At 73.9% G+C, this 20,451-nt stretch carries 20 protein-coding genes; 13 read left to right on the top strand and 7 right to left on the bottom strand.

Features of this window, described 5'->3' with window-relative positions:
* Positions 1-585 (bottom strand): TerD family protein (locus EST54_RS21365; protein ID WP_244942583.1); only part of this gene is annotated, 585 nt, incomplete at its 3' end.
* A 245-nt stretch (positions 586-830) separates the two neighbouring features.
* On the opposite strand from EST54_RS21365, the gene EST54_RS21370 reads away from it, so the two are divergent.
* Complete coding sequence (locus tag EST54_RS21370) at positions 831-1,280, top strand: DUF6643 family protein (protein ID WP_129249273.1); 450 nt, start codon at positions 831-833, stop codon at positions 1,278-1,280.
* A gap of 47 nt (positions 1,281-1,327) precedes the next feature.
* Complete coding sequence (locus EST54_RS21375) at positions 1,328-2,152, top strand: MOSC domain-containing protein (protein ID WP_129249275.1); 825 nt, start codon at positions 1,328-1,330, stop codon at positions 2,150-2,152.
* Between the two features lie 176 nt (positions 2,153-2,328).
* Here EST54_RS21375 and EST54_RS21380 read toward each other — a convergent pair whose 3' ends face one another.
* Positions 2,329-3,030: a TetR/AcrR family transcriptional regulator gene (locus tag EST54_RS21380; RefSeq protein WP_129249314.1), complete on the bottom strand. Its 702-nt coding sequence runs from the start codon at positions 3,028-3,030 to the stop codon at positions 2,329-2,331.
* A 115-nt stretch (positions 3,031-3,145) separates the two neighbouring features.
* Entirely contained in the window at positions 3,146-3,271 is a 126-nt protein-coding gene (locus tag EST54_RS35940; protein WP_275416160.1) for a hypothetical protein, read from the bottom strand.
* Between the two features lie 10 nt (positions 3,272-3,281).
* Here EST54_RS35940 and EST54_RS21385 point away from each other — a divergent pair, with 10 nt between their 5' ends.
* From EST54_RS21385 to EST54_RS21395, 3 genes are all read left to right on the top strand, one after another.
* Positions 3,282-4,889, top strand: a complete 1,608-nt coding sequence (locus tag EST54_RS21385) for a CocE/NonD family hydrolase (protein WP_129249277.1) — start codon at positions 3,282-3,284, stop codon at positions 4,887-4,889.
* Between the two features lie 231 nt (positions 4,890-5,120).
* Positions 5,121-5,714 (top strand): Rv1733c family protein, encoded by a 594-nt coding sequence (locus tag EST54_RS21390; RefSeq protein ID WP_129249316.1) that lies wholly within the window; start codon positions 5,121-5,123, stop codon positions 5,712-5,714.
* Positions 5,715-5,880: 166 nt separating this feature from the next.
* The gene (locus tag EST54_RS21395; protein WP_129249318.1) at positions 5,881-8,307 is read left to right on the top strand and encodes a right-handed parallel beta-helix repeat-containing protein; all 2,427 of its coding nucleotides are present in this window, start codon (positions 5,881-5,883) and stop codon (positions 8,305-8,307) included.
* Here EST54_RS21395 and EST54_RS21400 read toward each other — a convergent pair.
* Entirely contained in the window at positions 8,277-10,691 is a 2,415-nt protein-coding gene (locus tag EST54_RS21400; protein ID WP_174857485.1) for a hypothetical protein, read from the bottom strand. The genes EST54_RS21395 and EST54_RS21400 overlap by 31 nt on opposite strands.
* 241 nt (positions 10,692-10,932) lie before the next feature.
* Here EST54_RS21400 and EST54_RS21405 point away from each other — a divergent pair, with 241 nt between their 5' ends.
* Both EST54_RS21405 and EST54_RS21410 read left to right on the top strand, forming a co-directional pair.
* Positions 10,933-11,775 carry a DeoR/GlpR family DNA-binding transcription regulator gene (locus EST54_RS21405; protein WP_129249278.1) on the top strand — a complete coding sequence of 281 codons (843 nt, stop codon included), beginning with the start codon at positions 10,933-10,935 and terminating at the stop codon, positions 11,773-11,775.
* 71 nt (positions 11,776-11,846) lie between these two features.
* Positions 11,847-12,320: an SRPBCC family protein gene (locus EST54_RS21410; protein ID WP_129249280.1), complete on the top strand. Its 474-nt coding sequence runs from the start codon at positions 11,847-11,849 to the stop codon at positions 12,318-12,320.
* A gap of 184 nt (positions 12,321-12,504) precedes the next feature.
* Here the strand turns inward: EST54_RS21410 and EST54_RS21415 are convergent, their stop codons facing one another.
* Positions 12,505-13,602, bottom strand: coding sequence for a PLP-dependent cysteine synthase family protein (locus EST54_RS21415; protein WP_129249321.1), 1,098 nt, complete (start codon positions 13,600-13,602; stop codon positions 12,505-12,507).
* Between the two features lie 301 nt (positions 13,603-13,903).
* Between EST54_RS21415 and EST54_RS21420 the strand changes: the two genes are divergently transcribed.
* Complete coding sequence (locus tag EST54_RS21420) at positions 13,904-14,191, top strand: hypothetical protein (protein WP_129249282.1); 288 nt, start codon at positions 13,904-13,906, stop codon at positions 14,189-14,191.
* Positions 14,192-14,365: 174 nt separating this feature from the next.
* A complete protein-coding gene (locus EST54_RS21425; RefSeq protein WP_129249284.1) occupies positions 14,366-14,860 on the top strand; it encodes an ATP-binding protein in 495 nt (164 codons plus the stop codon).
* Between the two features lie 41 nt (positions 14,861-14,901).
* Here EST54_RS21425 and EST54_RS21430 read toward each other — a convergent pair whose 3' ends face one another.
* Positions 14,902-15,207, bottom strand: a complete 306-nt coding sequence (locus tag EST54_RS21430) for an SHOCT domain-containing protein (RefSeq protein ID WP_129249286.1) — start codon at positions 15,205-15,207, stop codon at positions 14,902-14,904.
* 271 nt (positions 15,208-15,478) lie between these two features.
* Between EST54_RS21430 and EST54_RS21435 the strand changes: the two genes are divergently transcribed.
* From EST54_RS21435 to EST54_RS21445, 3 genes are read left to right on the top strand one after another with little or no spacing between them, the layout of a single operon-like run.
* Entirely contained in the window at positions 15,479-16,090 is a 612-nt protein-coding gene (locus EST54_RS21435; RefSeq protein WP_129249288.1) for a TetR/AcrR family transcriptional regulator, read from the top strand.
* Between the two features lie 24 nt (positions 16,091-16,114).
* Positions 16,115-16,699, top strand: a complete 585-nt coding sequence (locus EST54_RS21440; RefSeq protein WP_129249289.1) for a DUF4865 family protein — start codon at positions 16,115-16,117, stop codon at positions 16,697-16,699.
* A complete protein-coding gene (locus tag EST54_RS21445; protein WP_129249291.1) occupies positions 16,693-17,682 on the top strand; it encodes a phosphotriesterase family protein in 990 nt (329 codons plus the stop codon). The genes EST54_RS21440 and EST54_RS21445 overlap by 7 nt, the downstream gene beginning before the upstream one ends.
* Before the next feature lie 163 nt (positions 17,683-17,845).
* On the opposite strand, the gene EST54_RS21450 is transcribed toward EST54_RS21445, so the two are convergent.
* Positions 17,846-19,066, bottom strand: coding sequence for an ROK family protein (locus EST54_RS21450; protein ID WP_129249293.1), 1,221 nt, complete (start codon positions 19,064-19,066; stop codon positions 17,846-17,848).
* A 17-nt stretch (positions 19,067-19,083) separates the two neighbouring features.
* Here EST54_RS21450 and EST54_RS21455 point away from each other — a divergent pair, with 17 nt between their 5' ends.
* On the top strand, positions 19,084-20,316 hold the full coding sequence (locus EST54_RS21455; protein WP_129249294.1) for an MFS transporter: 1,233 nt from the start codon (positions 19,084-19,086) through the stop codon (positions 20,314-20,316).
* Positions 20,317-20,451 lie beyond the last annotated feature (135 nt).

Raw genomic sequence — 20,451 nt, forward strand, 5'->3', positions numbered from 1 at the left:
GCGGCCGGCCGCATCGCCTCGTACCCCGTGCCCATGGGCGGGCGGGGGCTGCGGAGCCGCGGGCTCCTCGACGCTGATGCCGAAATCGGTGGCCAGGCCGGCGAGACCGGTGTCGTAGCCCTGCCCCACCGCGCGGAACTTCCAGGCGCCCTGGCGGCGGTAGAGCTCGCCGAGCACGAAGGCGGTCTCCGGGCCGGCGTCCCGGCTGTCGAAGCGGGCGAGCTCGGCACCGCCCGCGGCGTCCAGCACCCGGATGTGCAGCCCGGGGACGCTGCCGAAGGTGCCGCCGTCGGCGGAGGCGGCGAGCACCACCGTGTCCACGGCGGGTTCGACGGCGGCCAGCTCGACGGTGAGGGTGTCGGTCAGCGTGCCGCCGGCCGGGCGCTTGCCCTCGTGACGTACGGCGCCGGAGCGGTGCGCGGCCTGGTTGTAGAAGACGAAGTCGCCGTCGTCGCGGACCTTTCCGGACACCAGCAGCAGCGCGGAGGCGTCCACGTCCGGTGTCCCCGGGGCGGCCTGCCACCCCAGCTCCACCCGGACCGCCGCGGCCGGGACCGGAACATTGCTGCCCTTGAGCATCGACATCGCCGCGCCTTCCTCTCGTCCGCCGCACCCGTCGGTGGTGGCACCCCCAACCTACGTGGCCCGAACCGTTCCGAACGCCCCTTGTTCACCTGCGAGGAGCGGGGTCTTTACACGATTCCTACGGGCGATCGCGACCGATTTCCACACGTTCACTCGCATTGGCGCTGCGCAGCCACTCCGAACACGCAAAACAACCCCCTTTCCAGACTCCCCAATCGGCACATCGTGGGCTTAACTTATGAAGCATGACCTCCCCCCGCTCTACCTACGGCGGCGGCTACTACGCTTCGCCTTCCTTCCCGGACACCCCGATCTACGACAGCCTCGTCGCAGAGCGCGGCACGCCGCAGATCGCCCCGATCCGGGTGAACCCGTCCCCTTACGACACGGGCTCGTCGTATGTGCCGGCGCTGCCGGCACTTCCGGCACTGCCTGCCGCGCCCTCCCAGCCGTCACCCCTGCAGGGCTACCCGGGCGCGGCCGCACAGCCGGTCGCCCCGCTGCAGCAGGCGCCGGCACCGTACATCCCGCAGCAGGCGGGCGTCCGCGGCTATCCGTCCCCGCAACAGCAGCAGCCCCAGCGCCCGCCCATGGGCACGGGGTACGAGGCGATGCGGCCGGCCGCTCCGGTGGCGCCGCGGCCTGCCTCGCCGTACGACGACCCCTACGGCCGCCAGTATCCGCGGGGGTACTGACCTGGCCGATCGGTCAACTGTCCGAGGCGGCTGGCAGGATGGATGGCATGCCGAAGCCTGCACTCCGTTCGATCCATCTCTACCCGGTCAAGTCCATTGCGGGGTCCGGTCCCGGCGAGGCGGTCGTGGAGCCCTGGGGGCTCGCCGGGGACCGACGCTGGCTGCTGGTCGATGCCCAGCGCAGGCAGCTCACCCAACGGCAGCAGCCGGCCCTGGCCTTGGCGCATGCCCAGGAGCTGCCGGGTGGCGCCCTGCGCCTCACCGCGCCCGGACGGCAGCCGTTGACGGTCGAGGTGCCCGCCTCCGGGGAGACGCTCCCGGTCGAGGTCTGGAAGGACGAGGTCGAGGCGGTGCCCGCGGACCCGGCGGCGGCCGAGTGGTTTCGCGGGTATCTGGGCGTCGAGTGCCGGCTGGTGTATCTCGACGCCCCGGAGAAGCGCCGCCCGATCGCGCCGGATTTCAGCGCGCCCGGTGACACGGTCAGCTTCGCCGACGGCTTCCCGCTGCTGCTGACGACCAGCTCGTCGCTGGACGCCCTCAACTCCCTCATCGCGCAGGGCGACCATGCCGACGAGGGGCCGCTGCCCATGAACCGCTTCCGGCCCAATGTGGTGGTGGACGGCACCGCTCCCTGGGCGGAGGACGACTGGCGGCGGGTCCGCATCGGCGAGGTGGTCTTCCAGGTGGTCAAGCCCTGCGCACGCTGCGTGGTCACGACCACCGACCAGACCACCGCCGAGCGCGGCAAGGAGCCGCTGCGCACCCTCGCCCGCCACCGCCGCTTCGGAGACCAGCTGGTCTTCGGCCAGAATCTGATACCGCGCGGGGTCGGCACGATCCGTATCGGCGACCCGTTCGAGGTACTCGACTGACCGGGCAGGCTCGGCCCTTCGCCCTGCCGGCCCTGGCAGGCCCGGCCGATCGAGGCGGCTGCCGGAGCGACGCGGCCCGGTGACCGGCCGTCCGCGGCGGGCGCCCGGCGCCGGGCCCGCGCAAGAGGCCCGGCGGACGCGGAGGACGTCGCCCGCGGGTGCCCGCGCCCCGGCCGTCAGACGGCCGCCGTCAGCCCGTCGATCATGCGGTCGAGAAGGCGGTCGAAGGCGTCCTGGTCGCCGGGGTCCTGGCTCGCCGCCGTCAGGGCCTCGGCGAGGTGGGGGTAGGAATCTCCGGTGGCGACGGACCGGAGGTGGCGCGCCTGGGCCTCCAGGAGCTCGCGAGAGGTGCGGCCGGCGGCCACGGTCGCCTGCTCCTGGGCGAGTTCGTACGACACGTGACTGGCCACGAACCCGGTGAGCAGGGTGAAGGTCTCCAGCCGGGCCCGGGCGTCCAGGCCGGCGGGGGCGAGGACGGCCAGCGCGTACTCCAGGACGGTGAGGGCGTTGGGGCCGAGCGTCTGCCGGGCGGGCAGCGCGGCCGGCAGCCAGGGGTGACGCCGCATGAGCGCGCGCTGTTCACGGGCGAGTTGGCGGAGGTCCGCGCGCCAGTCGCCGGAGGGTTCGCGGGGCATCCGGTGGTCGCCGCTGACCTGGTCGATCATGAACTCCAGCAGCGTCTCCTTGTTGGGGACATAGCTGTAGAGGGACATCGTGCCGGCCCCGATCCGGGCCGCGACCGCGCGCATCGTGACGGCACCGAGCCCTTCGGCGTCGGCGAGGGCGACGGCCTCGGCGGTGATCTCGGCGCGGCTGTACGCCGGCGGCCGCCCCCGCCGCGGACGTTCGGCCGTCGGCCAGAGCGCCTCGGGATCCACACCGGCACTGCGGCCGGCTGCGCTTGTTCGGGCCACGGCGGCCTCTCCTCGCTCCTGCCGGTCATTCCTGCCGGTCATGCCGGTCGTTCCGCCGGCCATCCTCTCATCGCTTATTCTAGTACGCCGTACGGAAATTCCGGCGGACCTGCTCCAGGAATCGAGGCACCGTGACGACGGCGACACCCCACTCGTCCGCAAAGAACTCGTCCGCACAGAAGCTGCCCCTGCGCCTCCGGGCCATGAGGCGCACCATGGGGAACCTGCCGCCGGCGCTCCATGACGTCGCCCACGAGCCCGGCCTCGTGGTGCCCGCCGCCGACGGCAGCGCCCTGCTGACCGACCACTACTTCCCGCTGGCCGACGGCGACTTTCCCACCGTCCTGGTCCGCTCCCCGTACGGCCGGGGCTTCCCCTGGGCGACGATGTACGGCGTGCACCTGGCGGAACAGGGCTTCCATGTCGTCCTGCAGAGCTGCCGCGGCTCCGGCGGGTCCGGCGGCACCTCCGACCTGTGGCGCCACGAGGCCGCCGACGGCCGGGCCACCGTGGCCTGGCTGCGTCAACAGCCGTGGTTCACCGGCGTGTTGGGGACGATCGGCGCCAGCTATCTCGGCTACGTCCAGTGGGCGCTCGCGCTGGATCCGCCGCCGGAGCTGCGGGCGATGGTGGTCCAGGTCGGCCTGCACGACCAGCACGCCTTCTTCCACCCCGGGGGCGCGTTCTCCCTGGAGACCGCGCTGATCTCCACGATGGGCCGGCTGTCCCAGCACCGGGGCCTGAAGGAGTCCGTGCGGGCCGCGCTGCGGTTGCAGCGCCACCTGGGAAAGATCACCCGGACCCTCCCCCTCGGCGAGGTGTACGCGGCCGGTCTGGGCGGCCGGGTGCCCTACCTGGAGGAGGCGATGGCGCACCCCGACCCGGAGGACCCGCACTGGCGCGGGGCGGACGCGGGGGTCGCGGCCGAGCGGCTGACCGTACCGACCGCGCTGATCACCGGCTGGCACGACGCGCTGCTCGGCCAGACCTTGCAGCAGTACGCGCGGCTCGGGCGGGCCGGCTGCGACGCCTCCCTGCTCATCGGCCCCTGGACGCACAACTCCGCACTGCGCGACCCCGAGGCGCTCACCGCAAGCCTGGCGTGGCTGCGGGCCCATCTGTGCGACGCCCCCTCCGGCCTGCGGGAGTCGAGGGTGCGGGTGCACGTGGGCGGCCGGCGGACCTGGCACGACCTCCCCGCCTGGCCCCCGCCCGGCACGGACCGACGCTGGTACCTCGGCAGCGAGGGCACGCTGCGCGACCGCGCTCCCGAGGGCACCTCCGCGCCGCTGTCGTTCCGCTACGACCCGGCCGACCCGACCCCCTCGATCGGCGGTCCGCTGCTCTCCCCCAAGGCCGGGAGCCGGGACAACACCGCTTTGGAGGCCCGGAACGACGTACTGACCTTCACCACCGCACCGCTGACCGAGCCGCTGGACGTCCTCGGGCCGGTCCGGGCGGAACTGCGGGTCACGACCGACACCGGCCACGCCGATGTCTTCGCGCGGCTCTGCGACGTCGACGACCGGGGCCGCTCGGTCAACGTCTGCGACGGGCTGCGGCGGCTCCACCTCACCGAGGACGGCCCGGCCGAGGTCACGGTGGACATGAGCGCCACCGCCCACCGCTTCGCCGCCGGACACCGGATCCGCCTGCAGATCAGCGGCGGCGCCCACCCGCGCTTCGCCCGCAACACCGGCACCGGTGAACCGCTGACGACGGCCACCCGCCTCCAGCCGTCCGAGATCTCACTGCACCATCCGTCCGCGCTCGCCCTGCCCCTCGCCGACGCGGACTTGGACGACCACGGGCCCGCGCACTGACGGGCCCGAACGCCTTCGCCGCGGCCGGCGGCGAAGGCGGCTCCCCGCCCCGGCGACGGCCGTCCGGCACCGCTCCCGCCGCAGGGAGACAGACGTACGAGCAGCGGTCCTATCCCTCTTGATGTCACGTTTTGTACGGCCCGAAGTTGCTCCCACTTCGCAGAACTCTCGCGGGGACCACCCGCGATGAGGTATTCACGGACACACCGAGAGGGGGCAACCATGCGAGCGATGCGCGGGGTATGGCGCTGGCGGCACAGTCCGCTGTGGCGCCGCACCGACCGGATCGAGGCCTGGGTGGCGCTCGCCGCCGCCCTGCTGATCGCCCTCGGCGCGACCTCCGCGGGCTGGCTCGCCGGCCGGTCCGCGCACGGCGCGCTGCTGGAGACCGTACGGATACAGCACCAGCAGCGGCATCTGGTGTGGGTCACGGTCGACCATCTGGTGTCGCGGGCCCCGCTCGACCCCGATCCGGAAACCGCTTCGCAGCGCGACGCGCACCGCCGGGTCATCGCCCGCTGGACGGCCTCGGACGGCAGCGTCCGCGTCGGGGAACTCGCCGCGCCACGGCCCGTCGAGCCCGGCGAGCGGTTCCGGATCTGGACGGACGACCGGGGCCGGGTGATGCCGCGGCCGATGGACGTCAGCACGGCCGGTACGCATGCGGTGCTGGCCGGCCTGGGCACCGCGGCCGGGGTCGGCATGATGATCGAGGGTGCCCGGCGGCTGGTCGGCTGGCAGCTGATGGTGCGTCGCTTCCGCCGCTGGGACCAGGAGTGGGAACGGGCGGGCCAGGACTGGGGCCGGGCCGACGCCGGTAGTTGAGGGTCGGCTGACCAGGCTGCTGACCGTGTCAACTACCGCTCGCCGGGCGCGCTACGGTGGTGGCGCCGGCTTCTCGGCCGGCGCCTCGCAGGCCGAAAAGCGGACATCCGCGGACGGATGCCGGCGAGCCGACAACAGCCGCACGACGTGGGGACACGACAGCACCATGGCACAGGCCTCGGTCCAGGTGACGCACTCCGGAACCTCGCGGTGGCGGCGCCGTACAGGGGAGTACAGCTCGCTCGCCGCCGCCCTGGAAGCCGCCGGGGACGGTGATGTGCTGACGGTCCCGGCCGGTACGTACCGGGAGAATCTGGTGCTGGGGCGCGCGGTGACGCTGCGCGGCCCCGACGGTGCGCGCGGTGCGGTGCGGATCGCCCCGGCCGACGGGGTGGCGCTGACGGTCCGGGCCTCGGCCACCGTCCACGACCTGCATCTGGAGGCGACGGATTCGACCTCGCCCGCCCTGCTGGTGGAGGACGGCGCCCCGGAGCTGTCCGGCCTGCGGGTGGTGACCCGGTCCGCGTCCGGCATCGAGGTCCGCGGCGGCGCCCGCCCGACGGTGCGCCGCTGCACGGTCGACAATCCGGGCGGGGTGGGCATCAGCGTCCTGGACGGCGCCGGCGGCCTCTTCGAGGAGTGCGAGGTGGTGGCCGCCGGCCAGGCCGGCGTGGCGGTGCGCGACGGGGCCCATCCGCGGCTGGAGAAGTGCCGGATCCACCATGCCTCGGGAGCCGGCCTGTCGGTCAACGGCGAGGGCAGCGCGGTCGAGGCGGTCGGCTGTGAGCTGTACGAGATCAAGGGCGCGGGGATCCAGATCGCCGCGCGGGCCACCGGCCACTTCACCGACTGCACGGTGCACCGCACCTCCGCCGACGGGGTCACCCTGGACACCGACGCGGTGCTCACCCTCGCCGACTGCGACATCCACGACATCCCGGAGAACGCGGTCGATCTGCGGTCCCGTTCGGTACTGACGCTGACCCGCAGCACGGTGCGGCACTTCGGGCGCAACGGCCTGTCCGTATGGGACCCGGGCACCCGGGTGGACGCCAACCAGTGCGAGATCCACGACAGCACGGGGGACTATCCGGCGGTGTGGGTCAGCGACGGCGCCACCGCCGTGCTCGACTCGACCCGGGTGCACGACGTGCCGGACGCGCTGTTCGTGCTGGACCGGGGCTCGCGCGCCGATGTGGTGGACTGCGACCTCGCCCAGGTCCGCAACACCGCGGTGTCGGTCAGCGACGGCGCCACCGTCCAGCTCGACGACTGCCGGATCCGGGAGGCCGCCACCGGCGCGTGGTTCCGCGACCACGGCAGCGGCGGCACGCTCGCGCACTGCACCATCGACGGTGCGCAGACCGGCGTGATCGTCACCAAGGGCGCGGACCCCACCATCGAGGGCTGCACGGTCAGTTCCCCGGCCGAGGCCGGGTTCTACGTCTCGGCGGAGGGCCGCGGCACCTTCCACGGCTGCCGGGTCACCGGGAGTTCGGGCTTCGGTTTCCATGTGATCGACGGCTGCCGTACGGCCCTGACGCGGTGCCGTACGGAGCGGTGCGCGCGCGGCGGCTACGAGTTCGCCGAGGGCGGCGCGGGGCAGGGGGACGGGCCGACGGTCCAGGACTGCACCAGCGACGAGAGCCGTGCCGTGGCGCCGGCGGCCGGTGCGGTGACGGCGCCCGCGGTCCAGCAGGCGACCCAGACGGCCGGGCTGCTGGGCAACGTGCCGGCCCAGGCCCCGCCGCCGGCCGCCCCCGCCGCCCCGGCCGGCAGCAGCCGGCCCTCCGACGAGGTGCTGGGCGAACTGGACACCCTGGTGGGCCTGGAGAGCGTCAAGCGTGAGGTGCGCAGCCTGATCAACATGATCGAGGTGGGGCGCCGCCGGCAGGAGGCGGGGCTGAAGGCCGCGTCTGTCCGCCGCCACCTCGTCTTCACCGGCTCCCCCGGCACCGGCAAGACCACGGTGGCCCGCCTGTACGGCGAAATCCTCGCCGCCCTCGGGGTGTTGGAGCGCGGGCATCTGGTCGAGGTGTCCCGGGTGGACCTGGTGGGCGAGCACATCGGGTCGACGGCGATCCGTACCCAGGAGGCGTTCGACCGGGCGCGCGGCGGCGTGCTGTTCATCGATGAGGCGTACGCCCTCTCCCCCGAGGACTCCGGACGGGACTTCGGCAAGGAAGCCATCGACACCCTGGTGAAGCTGATGGAGGACCACCGGGACGCGGTGGTCGTGATCGTGGCGGGCTACACCGCCGAGATGGCGCGCTTCCTGGCCGTCAACCCCGGTGTGGCCTCCCGTTTCTCACGGACCATCACCTTTGGCGACTACGCGCCCGAAGAGCTGCTGCGGATCGTCGAGCAGCAGGGCGAGGAGCACGAGTACCACCTCGCCGACGGGGCCGGCGAGGCGCTGCTGAAGTACTTCACGGCGCTGCCCAAGGGGCCGTCGTTCGGCAACGGCCGCACCGCGCGGCAGACGTTCGAGGCCATGGTCGAGCGGCACGCGGGCCGGGTGGCGCAGCTGACCGACCCGAGCACCGACGACCTGACCCTGCTCTACGCCGACGATCTGCCCGAACTCCCCTGATCCGCCCGGGAGTCCGCGCCTGCGTCAGCGGGCCGCTGGCCCGGCAGGTCCGGGCCGAGCCGGGCGATGAGTTCGGCACGCACCCTGCGGAAGACCGGGTCGGCCTGGTAGTCGCCATGGCCCAGGATCTGGGCGGGCAGCGGGTGGTAGAGGGTGCGGCCGAAGGCGAGCGGGTCGCGCAGCGGCCCCTCGTCGATCCGCCCGCCGTCCTCGCAGGTGAGCCGGATCGGACCGCCGATGGGGTCGGTGAAGCGCCACAGATTGCGCCAGTCGTCCATCTCGCGGTGCAGTCCGGTCAGCGCCGGCGGCCCGAAGAAGGCCGGGAACCAGCGGCCGTAAAGGCGCTCCAGGGGGCTGCCGTAGGTCAGCAGCGCGACCCGGCTGCGGGTGACCGGGTCCAGCTGCCAGAGGGCGGCTGCCGCCAGCACACTGCCCTGGGAGTGGCCGGAGAGCACCAGCCGGCCGTCGAAACGCTCGGTCCAGGTGGCCATCCGCCAGGTGAGGTCGGGGACGGCGCGCTCGGCGTAGCAGGGCGGGGCGAAGGGGTGGGCGGCACGCGGCCAGAAGGTGCCGACGTCCCAGAGGATGCCGATGGTGCGGCGGGCGGCGTGGTCCCGGTAGGCGCGCCGGCCCATCGTGATCAGCAGTATGACGCCGGCGCTCATCAGCCAGGAGCCCAGGGACTCCGCGGTCTCGGCGGCGGCGTGCACGACGGGCGGCGCGCCGTCGGTGGCGCGGCCCGGCGCCAGGTCGGTGAGCCAGGCACCGGCCACCGCACCGGCCCCGAGGACGAGGGTGACCGCCGCGATGGCCGCGACCAGGACGGGGGCGGCGTCGGTGAGTCCGGCACGGGCGATGGCGCCGGCGATGCCCTTGATGCGGCGCCGGTCGAGGTGCTCGCGCGGGTCGTAGAGCCCGGGGACGTCCCGGGCCACCCGGCCGCGGACGAGCACCACCCGGACGGCGGCGAGCACCGCGACGCCGGCGACGACCACCAGGAGGACGGGCAGGACCGAGGCCTGCCAGGACAGCAGGACCGGCGGCCCGGGAATCGGGGCGTGCTCCTGGCCGGGGGTCGCGTCGCCGTCCAGCCAGTCCGCGAAGCGCTGGGCCACTCCCCCGGACAGCACCCCGCCGACCGCGCAGGCCAGCAGGGCGACGGCCGGCCCGCCCATGCCGCACAGCGCGGTGCGGGCGTCGTCCCGGGCGGCGCGCTGGAGGACCCAGGCGGTCAGCGCCAGCGCGAGGACCAGCAGGCCCTGGAAGACGGCGATCCCGCCGAAGGCGGCGGCGCCGGGCAGCGCGCCGTGGCTGCGGGCGCCGGTGCGCGCCCAGCCGGTGTGCACGGCGATCAGCACCAGCACGGCGAGGGCGGCGAACGGCAGCACCCGCACGACCAGGCGGTCGGACCGGACGTCCGGCGCGGCCTCATTGCGGGCGGTGCGCCAGACGACCACCAGGGTGGTGACGGCGAGCAGCGCGACCAGGACGGTCAAAGCCCGGCCGGTGACCGCGAGGGCGGCGCTGCCGGCGCGCCCGTCGGCCTTCGCTCCGGCGGCGAGCAGCACGGTCCCGACGGTCAGCACGCCGGCCGTGGTGTGGGCGGCCCGCAGCCGGGCGACCACCCGGCGGCCGTACCAGAAGCCTTCACGGCTGAGCGCGGTGCGTTCGGCGACCGGGGTGCCCCGGGAGGTACCGGGCTGCCGCGGCGGCGGTGAGGCCGATTCGTAGGCGCTCCACGTACGGCGCGAGAGCCACCACAGGAAGCCGATCACGGCCAGCGGCACCGTGGCCGCGAGGGCCAGGCGGCGGCCCGGGGCGCTCCACCAGCCGGAGTTGTCGGGGCTGAGAAAGCCCATCCAGGACTTGTCTGCGTTGCAGGCGGTGGTGCCGGCGCACTGCCAGGCCGTGAGGTCGAGGGCGACCTCACAGGCCGCGGCGGCGAGCAGGACGGTGAGGGTGAGGGCGAGGAGGCGCACCAGCACGTCGTAGATCCGCTGGGCGCGGTGCTCGGCGGGTGCGGCCGGGCGCATCCAGTGGGCGAGGTTGGCGACCATGAAGGGCAGCAGGATCAGCCACAGGGCGCGGGCGCCGTTGCCCGAGGTGAGGTTGGACCAGCAGTACGCCTCGCGGACCGGCTCGCCCCGGTAGTCGTCGGGCCGCTGCTCGGCGTCCGCGTCGTCCGTGCGGCGGTAGCAGGCCGCGGTGTCGTCGCCGGTGATCAGCTGTACGCGGGGGTCACCGAGCATTTCCTGGGCCGAGGTGCCGCCGACGCCGTGCACCAGCAGCTCCAGGGAGAGCTGTGGTGCCGGGTCCGGTGGGCCGTCTGCCGGGGTGTCACGGTCCTTTGGGCGGGCGTGCGGTGTCGGTTCCGCGGTCTCCACAGTCTCCCCCGATGTCCGTACGGCGCCGTGCGGTGTGGCGCCCCAGGATTGTCCCTTCCCCCCGGGGGCACATCCAGTACCCGCGCCGGGCTCCCGACCGGAACCGGCCTCCCGCATGCTTCCCACCGGCAACCGGCGTCACTGTCAGCACCACGTGCGAGGATGAGGACATCAGTGATCGCGGGCGGCAGCCCGCGCGCAGACCCGGGAGCGCGAGCCGGGGCGGAAGGGACGGGCCGGGGTGAGTGACAACCAGAACCTCCTCGCGGAGCAGCGGCGGGCCCTGATTCTCGACGAGGTCAGGCGGCGCGGCGGGGTACGGGTCAATGAACTCACCCGCAGGCTGAAGGTGTCGGACATGACGGTCCGCCGCGATCTGGACGCCCTGGCCCGTCAGGGCATGGTGGAGAAGGTGCACGGCGGCGCGGTACCGGTCAGTGAGCCGAGCGCGCACGAGCCCGGTTTCGAGGCGAAGTCGGCGCTGGAGCTGAGCGCCAAGGAGGACATCGCCCGGGCCGCGGCCGAGATGGCGGCGCCCGGCAGCGCGATCGCGCTGGCGGGCGGCACCACCGCGTTCGCGCTGGCACAGCAGCTGCTGGAGGTGCCGGATCTGACGGTGGTGACGAATTCGGTGCGGGTGGCCGATGTGTTCTACACCGCGCAGCGGGCGGCGGCCAGCGGCGGCGGGCCGCGCGCGGGGGCCGCGACGGTGGTGCTGACCGGCGGGGTGCGTACCCCCTCGGACACCCTGGTGGGACCGGTGGCGGACGCCGCGATCCGGTCGCTGCACTTCGATGTGCTCTTCCTGGGCGTGCACGGCATATCGGTGGAGGCGGGGCTGTCGACGCCGAATCTGGCGGAGGCGGAGACCAACCGGCATTTCGTGCGCTCCGCGCGGCGGGTGGTGGTGGTGGCCGATCACACCAAATGGGGCACGGTCGGCCTGAGTTCGTTCGCGACGCTGGATCAGGTGGCGGTGCTGGTGACCGACTCCGGGCTGCCGGCCGAGGCGCGTGCGGAGTTCGCGGAGCTGCCGCCGGAGCTGGTGGTGGCGGGCGAACAGCAGGCGGCCGCAGACATCTGACGGTGCGCCAGCTATGGTGTGCCGCGCCGGGGCACCCCCGGCCCGGCCGACCGTTCCCAGGGAGCTCTCCCATGGCACGCCAACTCCGCCCCGTCGGACTCGACTTCACCGCCTCCGCCCCGCTGCGGCTGGTGTTCGCCGCGGAGCTCACCGCCCCGCCGGAGGCGGTCTATGCGGCGCTGGCCGAGGATGTGGCGGGCTGGTCGAGCTGGTTCACGGGGGTGTCCCGGTCGGCGCCGACGCTGGACGGCACGGGCCGGGTGGTGCGACTGACCGGCGGCACCCGCTTCGCCGAAACGGTCCTGGCGGCCGAGCCCGGTGCGCGGTACGCCTACCGGGTCGACACCACCAACGCCCCCGGCCTGTGGGCGCTGCTGGAGGACTGGCGGCTGACACCGGCGGGCGCCGGCACCCGGCTGCGGTGGACGTTCGCGGCGGACGGCCCGGCACCGTTCCGCCTTCTGCTGACGCTGGCGAGGCCCGGCCTGGGCCGCGCCTTCCGGGAGTCGGCGCGGGCCCTGGACCGCCGCCTCGCCCGGGCCTGAAGCGCCTCCGCCCCGCGCGGGCCGCCCCAGCGCGCAGAGGGGCCGGACGGTGCGGAAGCGCCGGACAGGGGCTCACACGGGCCGGACGGGAGGCCCGGCAGGCGGGACTGTGGCTCACGCAGGCCGGACGGGGGAGGCTCGGACAGGCCGGACGGGAGGCTCCCATGACCTCTGGACGGGAGGCTCAGGCGGGCCAGGTGCCGGTGGCGAGGAATTCCTCGATGGTGCGCGCGTAGGGCGTGATGTCCAGGCCCTGGGAGGCCAGCCAGGCGTCGGAGTAGTACTTGTCGAGGTAACGGTCGCCGGGGTCGCACAGCAGGGTGACGACGGATCCCGTACGGCCCTCGGCGACCATCTCCGCGACGATCCGCAGGGAGCTCCACAGCCCGGTGCCGGTCGAGCCGCCCGCCTTGCGGCCTATCGCGGTCTCCAGGGCGCGTACGGCGGCGATGCTGGCCGCGTCCGGCACCTTCATCATCCGGTCGATCGCGCCGGTGACGAAGCTCGGCTCCATCCGCGGCCGCCCGATGCCCTCGATGCGTGAGGCGGTGGCGCAGTCGCTCTTGGCGTCCCCGGTGAGCCAGCCGTCGAAGAAACAGGAGTTCTCCGGATCGGGGACGCAGACGCGGGTGTCGTACTGCATGTAGTGGACGTAGCGGGCGATGGTCGCGGAGGTGCCGCCGGTGCCCGCGGTGGCCACGATCCAGGCGGGCTCGGGGTAACGCTCCAGCCGCAGCTGCTGGTAGATCGACTCGGCGATGTTGTTGTTGCCGCGCCAGTCCGTGGCCCGTTCCGCGTAGGTGAACTGGTCCATGTAGTGGCCGCCGGATTCGGCGGCGAGCCGGGCGGAGACCTCGTAGACGGTCCGCGGGTCGTCCACCAGATGGCAGGTGCCGCCGTGGAACTCGATCAGCCGGGTCTTCTCCTGGCTGGTGGTGGCCGGCATCACCGCGATGAACGGCACCCCGATCAGTGAGGCGAAATACGCCTCGGACACGGCCGTGGAGCCGCTGGAGGACTCGATGACGGGCCGGCCGGGGCGGATCCAGCCGTTGCACAGCCCGTAGAGGAACAGCGAACGGGCCAGCCGGTGCTTGAGGCTGCCGGTGGGGTGCGTCGACTCGTCCTTGAGGTAGAGGTCGATCCCCCACGCCTCGGGCAGCGGGAAGCGCAGGAGGTGGGTGTCGGCCGTGCGGTTGGCGTCGGCCTGCACCTTGCGAACGGCTTCTTTCAGCCAGCTTCGGTAGTCCGGATCCGTGCGGTCGACATCGACGGTCGGCATCGGGGCCGGTGCCGCGGCCTCGTGGTCGGGCCGGCTCTGCGGCTCCTGTGCGGTGCTCACCGGCGCACTCCTCAAGGGGCTGGAAAATCCCGCGCACAACGGCGGGCCGATTTCGACTATAACCCCCGCCGCACCCTTCTCACCTGCATAAACATCACTTTGAGATACCCCAAGGAGACCCTGGGGCAGTGCTGCCCGGCGCACTGCGCACCGGACAGACTGGTGCACCGGGCGCCGTACCGGCAGACTTCCCCCAAGGGGCGGTGGAGGGCAACTGCCCGTTCACCGAGGAGGTGCCGGCATGGCGGAGGCCGAGTTCAACGCGACCGGCGTACGGATCGAGCGGTGGCTGCGGTCCTTGACCCGCGCCGGACAGGTCGTCATCCAAGACGGCAGACTGGCGCTGCTGACCAGCTACGGCAGAGAGATCGACAGCGCTCCACTGCAGGCCGTCCACGCCCACAAGCCGCTGTTCGCGGCGCGGGACCGGGCGCTGGCCACGCTCAACGGGCATCGCTACTCGCTCACCCTCGGCGCACCGGAGCTCTTCCTCAAGGCACTGGAAGCGGCGCGTCCACCGCGCACCTGACGCCCCCTTCCGGCCGGGGGGTGCGGTTGCGGGAGCGCACCGACTGGATGACCCTGTAATCGTATCACTGAGGGTTCACCAGCGGTGACGCTGTGGTGCAGTCGGCATCGCTGGATCCGATCTTCGCCCCTGCCCGGTACGAGGGGCGCCCGGCCTCATCAGGGAGTCGCGGTCGTGATCAGGCAGCCCAGCAGGCACTGCACGGTGGAGCTCCAAGCCGTTCCGGCTCGCATCGGACATGTGCGCAGAATTGTCTCCGCGCAGCTGCGGCACTGGCGTCTCGACGCCTTGATAGACCCGGCGGCGCTCGGAGTGACCGAACTTCTCGCCAATGTCCACCGGCATGCCCGCCCCAGCAAGCAGTGCACCGTGGAACTCCGGGTGCTCCTCGATCAGTTGACGGTCTCGGTGCATGACGAGGATCCCCGGCTGCCGCGGCTTCGGGCCGCCGGCAGCTGGGAGACCTGCGGCCGCGGGCTGGCGCTGATCGCGGCGCTCAGCGAGAGCTGGGGCGTGCGCCCGGACGGCACCGGCAAGGTCGTGTGGTTCACCCTTCCGGCCCTGACCACCGCGCCCGAAGAGGCGTGCACGGACCGCGCGTACACGGAGCCCCTGCCCATGGCGGACGCCGGTCCGCGCGCCCGGCTGCGGGGCACGAAGGTCGGCTGACGGGCGGACCGCGGGGCCGGCCGTCCGGGCGCCGGCGGCGGTCAGGCCGCGCCCCCCTTGGGCCCGGTGGCGAAGTGCTCCTCCAGGACGGAGAGCCGGCGCCAGTACTCCTCCTCGTCGATCTCGCCCGCGGCGAAGCGCCGGCCGAGCACGGCGATGGGCGACGGGGCATCGGTACGGGCGGAGAACTGCGGGCCGCGGAGGTGCCCGCGGGGCCCGCCGTGCCGCCACACGGTGCGGCGCAGCAACGTCACCACACCGAAGACGACCATCGCCCAGAGCACGGGCACGAACAGGATCCAGGGGCCCGGGCCGCCGCCGGCCCAGGGTGCGGCGAGCGTGAACATCGCCCTCAACTCCTCGGTGGAAGGGGACGGGGCCGGTGCTGCCGGTCCCCGCGAGACCGGTGCGTCCGGTCTCCTTCGAGCCTCGCTCCCCGGGCGCCGCCGGTCGTCGTACGGCCAGCGGCTTCGCTCGTACGCCGCAGGAAGTACGCGGGGCACACCGGCCTGCTCCGGCCGCACGGACGCACTCCCCCTCCGCCCGCTCCTGCTCTGGCCTTCCCCTGCCCTCACCCTGCCCTTGCTCTCTGTAACTACTGGTATGTACAGTCCGGCCATGACCACTCAGAAGCGGCCCGGCCGTCAGGAACGGCCCGGCACCCGGGAACGACTGGTCCGCAGCACCCAGGAACTCCTGTGGGAGCGCGGGTACGTGGGCACCAGCCCGAAGGCGATCCTGGAGCGTGCGGACGTCGGCCAGGGCAGCATGTACCACCACTTCACCGGCAAGTCCGACCTCGCCCTCGCCGCGATCCGGCGGACCGCCCAGGACATGACCGAAACCGCCGAGGAGTGCCTGACCGCCCCCGGTACGGCGTACGACCGGATCGCGGCCTACCTGCTGCGCGAGCGGCAGGTGCTGCGCGGCTGCCCGATCGGCCGGATGACCCAGGACCGCGATGTGGTGCACAGCCCCGTGCTGCGGGAGCCGTTGGACGAGATGTTCGGCTGGCTGCGGGGCCGGATCGCCGAGGTCCTCGCCGAGGGGCAGCGCCGTGGCGAACTGGCCGCGGGGCTGGATCCGGTGGCCGGCGCGGCGACCGTCGCGGCCGTCGTCCAGGGCGGCTACGTGCTGGCCCGCGCCGCCGACGACACCGCCCCCTTCGACGCCGCCGTCCAGGGCGTGTTGGCGCTGCTCGCCGCGCAGGTCACGCCCACCGCCGACTGAGCCCCCTCCCCCTACGGAGTCCGTATGCACGCCATGCAGTACGCCATCACCCTGCCCGCCGACTACGACATGCAGATCATCCGGGACCGGGTGAAGTCCAGGGGCCACCTCCTGGACGCGTACGCCGGGCTCGGCCTCAAGGCGTACGGCATCCGCACGCGCGGCGTCGACGGTTCGCCGGTCAACCAGTACGCGCCGTTCTACCTGTGGGCCGCTCCGGAGGCCATGAACCGCTTCCTGCTCGGTGACGGATTCCGCGGCGTGGTCCGCGACTTCGGGCGGCCGGACGTACGGCACTGGCAGGGGCTGTTCCACCGGCGGGGCCCGGCCGCCGGCGCCCTCCCCCGTGCCTTCACCCGGCGGACCGAAGCGCTCCCCGGCGACGCCGACACGGCCACCGCCGTGGCCACCGCGGCGGCCGCACACGAGGAGCTGGCCACGACGGACGGGGTGCACACCACGGCGCTGGCCCTCGATCCGCACCGCTGGGAGCTGGTCCACTTCACCCTGTGGGCGGACGCCTCCCCCGGGCCCGCGGGCGAGCGCTTCCAGGTGCTGCATCTGTCCGCCCCGGACGCCGGGCGGCTGGGCACGGGGCGGCGGTGGTGACCCCGGCCACCGCGCACGGAGCGGCCGCTCCCGCCGTCCGTACGGTCCTCGGCGACATCGCCCCCGAGGACCTCGGCGTCTGCAACGCCCACGACCATCTCTTCCTGCGCAGCCCCCGGCTGCCGGGTCAGGAGCTGGACGACCCCGGGGCCGCGGCCGCCGAGCTCGGGGCCTTCCGGGCGGCCGGCGGCGCGGCGGTGATCCAATGGACGCCGTACGGCATGGGCCGTTGCGCGGCCGAACTCCCGGATCTGGCACGGGAGTCGGGGGTACGGATCGTCGCCGCCACCGGGCTGCACCAGGCGGTGCACTACGCCCCTGAGGTGCTGGAGAGGGTCCGCGCCGATCTGGCCGGGATGTTCGTCGCCGAGCTGACCGTGGGGATCGGGGGCACCGGCCCCCGGGCCGGGATGATCAAGGTCGCCGGCGGCTTTCACGGGCTGGACCGGCACGCCCGGTACACCATGGCCGCGGCCGCCGAGGCCCAGCGGGCGACCGGCGCCGTGATCGGCGTGCATCTGGAGCTGGGGACCGGCGCGCTGGACGTACTCGACCTGCTCTGCGGCGAGTTGGCTATCCCGCCGGACCGGGTGATCCTCGGCCATCTCAACCGCGCACCGGACCTCGTGGTGCACCGGGCGGCCGCCGGGACCGGGGCGTATCTGGCGTTCGACGGCCCCTCTCGGGCCCATCATGCGACCGACTGGCGGCTGCCCGAGGCGCTGGCCGCGCTGGCCGGGGCGGGCTTCGCCGACCGGATCCTGCTGGGCGGCGACACCACGACGGCCGATGCCCGGTCGGTGAACGGCGGCCCGGGCATGCCACATCTGCTCATCCGTCACCGGAAACGGCTGGAACTCGCCCTGGGCGCCGACCTGGTGACGCACTTTCTGACCGCCAACCCGGCGCGCGCCTTCGCCGCCGCCTGGGCACGGACCCCGCACCCGGACGCCCGGGTGACGGACCCGGCCGCTACCGTGTGACCGCCTCTGCGGCCACCGCCCCAACGGGGTGGCACCGGGGTGCCGTTGTTGCAGTACGCGACCGGGCTGACGCACGAGCAGACGTACGGGCCGACGCACGGGCTGCGCGCCACCGCTTCGGGAGGCATGACCGCAGCCCGGGCCGTCCGGCCGGAGGCGGGCCCTACCGTGCGAGGACGACCAGCGGATCGTCCAGCACCGGCTGCCAGGCCAGCTCCGCCGCGCCGACCAGGCTGTTGTGGTCGAGGCTGCAGGGCAGAATCGGTACGCCGCCGCTGCGGCCCCACAGACTGCGGTCGGCGACCACCGCGCGCAGCCGCTCGGGGTCGGCCGCCAGCAGATCGCGGTGCAGCCCGCCGAGGACGATGCGGTCGGGGTTGAGGATGTTGACGAGCCCGGCGATGCCGAGGCCGAGGCGGTCGATGAGGAGATCGGCCGCAGCGCGGACGCCCGGATCGGCGTAGTCGTCCCGCAGCAGGTCGGCGGCCTGCTGGAGCAGGGAGACCTCGGGGCCCGGCTCGCGGCCCGCGGCGCCGAGGAAGGCGAGCGGGTCCGCCTCGACGTCCAGACAGCCGCGGCTGCCGCAGTGGCAGGGCGCCCCCTCGGGGTTGACCGTCAGATGGCCGACCTCCAGTGCCAGGCCCGAACTGCCGCTGTGCAGACGGCCGTCGAGCACCAGCGCTCCGCCGACGCCGCGGTGGCCGGAGGCCACACAGAGCAGATCGCGGGCGCCCCGGCCGGCGCCGTGGCGGTGTTCGGCGAGCGCCATGAGGTTGACGTCGTTGCCGGTGAAACCGATCGCGTCGGTGACGCCCGGGATGCCGGCAGCGGCGAGCGCACGCAGAAACAGTTCGCGGACGGGGGCGCCGGCGGGCCAGGCGAGGTGCAGCGGGTTGAGGGCCTCACCGTCCGGTTCGGCAACCGCGGAGGGCACCGCGAGCCCGGCGCCCAGGCAGCGCCGGCCGGTCTCGCGCAGCAGCTCCGCGCCGGCCCCGACGGCGTCGGCGAGGACGTGCGCCGGGTCGGCGGGGATGGCGCCGCAGCCGGTCGAGGTCGCCACGATCCGGCCGCCGAGGCCGACCAGCGCGACCCGGAACCCGTCGGCATGGATCTGCGCGGCGAGTACGACCGGTCCGTTCTCGGCGACGAACAGCCGGTGGGAGGGGCGCCCCTGGGAGCCTGCCGAGGCGGTCGGCCGGGAGTCGACGGTGATCAGGCCGAGCGCTTCGAGCTCGGCGGCCACCGCCCCCGCGGTGGCGCGGGTCACGCCGAGTTCGGAGGTCAGGACGGCGCGGGTGGGCGCGCGTCCGGTGTGTACGAGCTCCAGTGCGGGGCCGAGGGCGCCACGGCCCCGCTCCAGCCTGGTTGTCCGAGTCTGGGTCACCCCTCTATTCTGGCTTTGTGCCGACACTAAACAAAATACGGGCGGCCCTGACGACCCACCGGGACCCGCTCCCCGCCGATCCGCACCTCACCCGTCTCCGCATCGCCGTCACCGCCTTCTTCGCCATGGACGGCTTCCTCTTCGCCGGCTGGGTCGTCCGGATCCCGGCCATCAAGGCGCAGACCGGCGCCGGCGCGGGCGCCCTGGGACTCGCGCTGCTCGGCGTGTCGGCCGGCGCGGTCGCCTTCATGATGATCACCGGGCGGCTGTGCCGCCGGTTCGGCAGCCATACCGTCACCACCGCCTCCGCGGCCGCCCTCGCCCTGAGCATCGTGCTGCCGCCGCTGACCCACTCGGCCACCGCGCTGGGCCTGGTCCTGCTGGTCTTCGGCGCCGCCTACGGTTCGCTCAACGTCGCCATGAACAGCGCCGCCGTCGATCTCATCAGCGCCCTGCGGCGCCCGGTGATGCCGAGCTTCCACGCCGCCTTCAGCCTCGGCGGGATGCTCGGCGCCGGGCTCGGCGGGCTGGTCGCGGGCAGCCTGTCCGCCACCGTCCACCTCACGCTCCTCGCCGGGCTCGGACTGCTGGTGACGGCCGTCGCGGGGCGCTCGCTGCGCACCCACCCGGCACCGGTCGTCCCCGAGCAGCGGGCCGCGGCCGAGGAGAGCCGGCCGCGCGGCGGGCACGAGGGGCGGGGGCGACGCCTGGTCGTCGTGTTCGGCCTGATCGCGCTGTGCACCGCCTACGGCGAGGGGGCGATGGCCGACTGGGGCGCGCTGCACCTCACCCAGGACCTGGCCGCCGGCCCCGGGACGGCCGCCGCCGGATATGCCGTCTTCGCGCTGGCGATGACCCTCGGGCGGCTGTCCGGAACCGCGGTCGTCCAGCGCTTCGGCGCGGCGCGGGCGCTGATCGCGGGCGGGACGACGGCGACCGCGGGCATGCTGCTGGGAGCGCTTGCCCCGACGGTCTGGGCGGCCGGTGCCGGTTTCGCCGTCGCGGGCCTGGGGCTGGCCAACATCTTTCCCATTGCCATCGCCCGGGCAGGCGAGACCGGCGGGCCGGACGGGGTCGCCGTGGCCTCCACGGTCGGCTACGGCGGCATGCTGCTCGGCCCGCCCGCCATCGGCTTCCTCGCCGAAGCGGCCGGCCTGCCCCTCGCGCTGACCACGGTCGCCCTGCTCGCGGCGGTCGCGGCGGGCATCGCGTACGCCACCCGCGGGGCGCATCACACCGGACGCCGGTGACGCGGGAGGTACGACGGTGACGCGTGAGACGTGACGGCACCCCCTGCCGCGTGCCGTGGTCCGGGGGCACTCCATCCCCTGCGTCCGGAGGGTAGTTGAGTCCGCAACGGCCGTCGCGGTGCAGGTCAGCGCGGT

Origin of the sequence: Streptomyces sioyaensis (assembly GCF_004122735.1) — a bacterium.
Classification (GTDB): Bacteria; Actinomycetota; Actinomycetes; order Streptomycetales; family Streptomycetaceae; genus Streptomyces; species Streptomyces sioyaensis.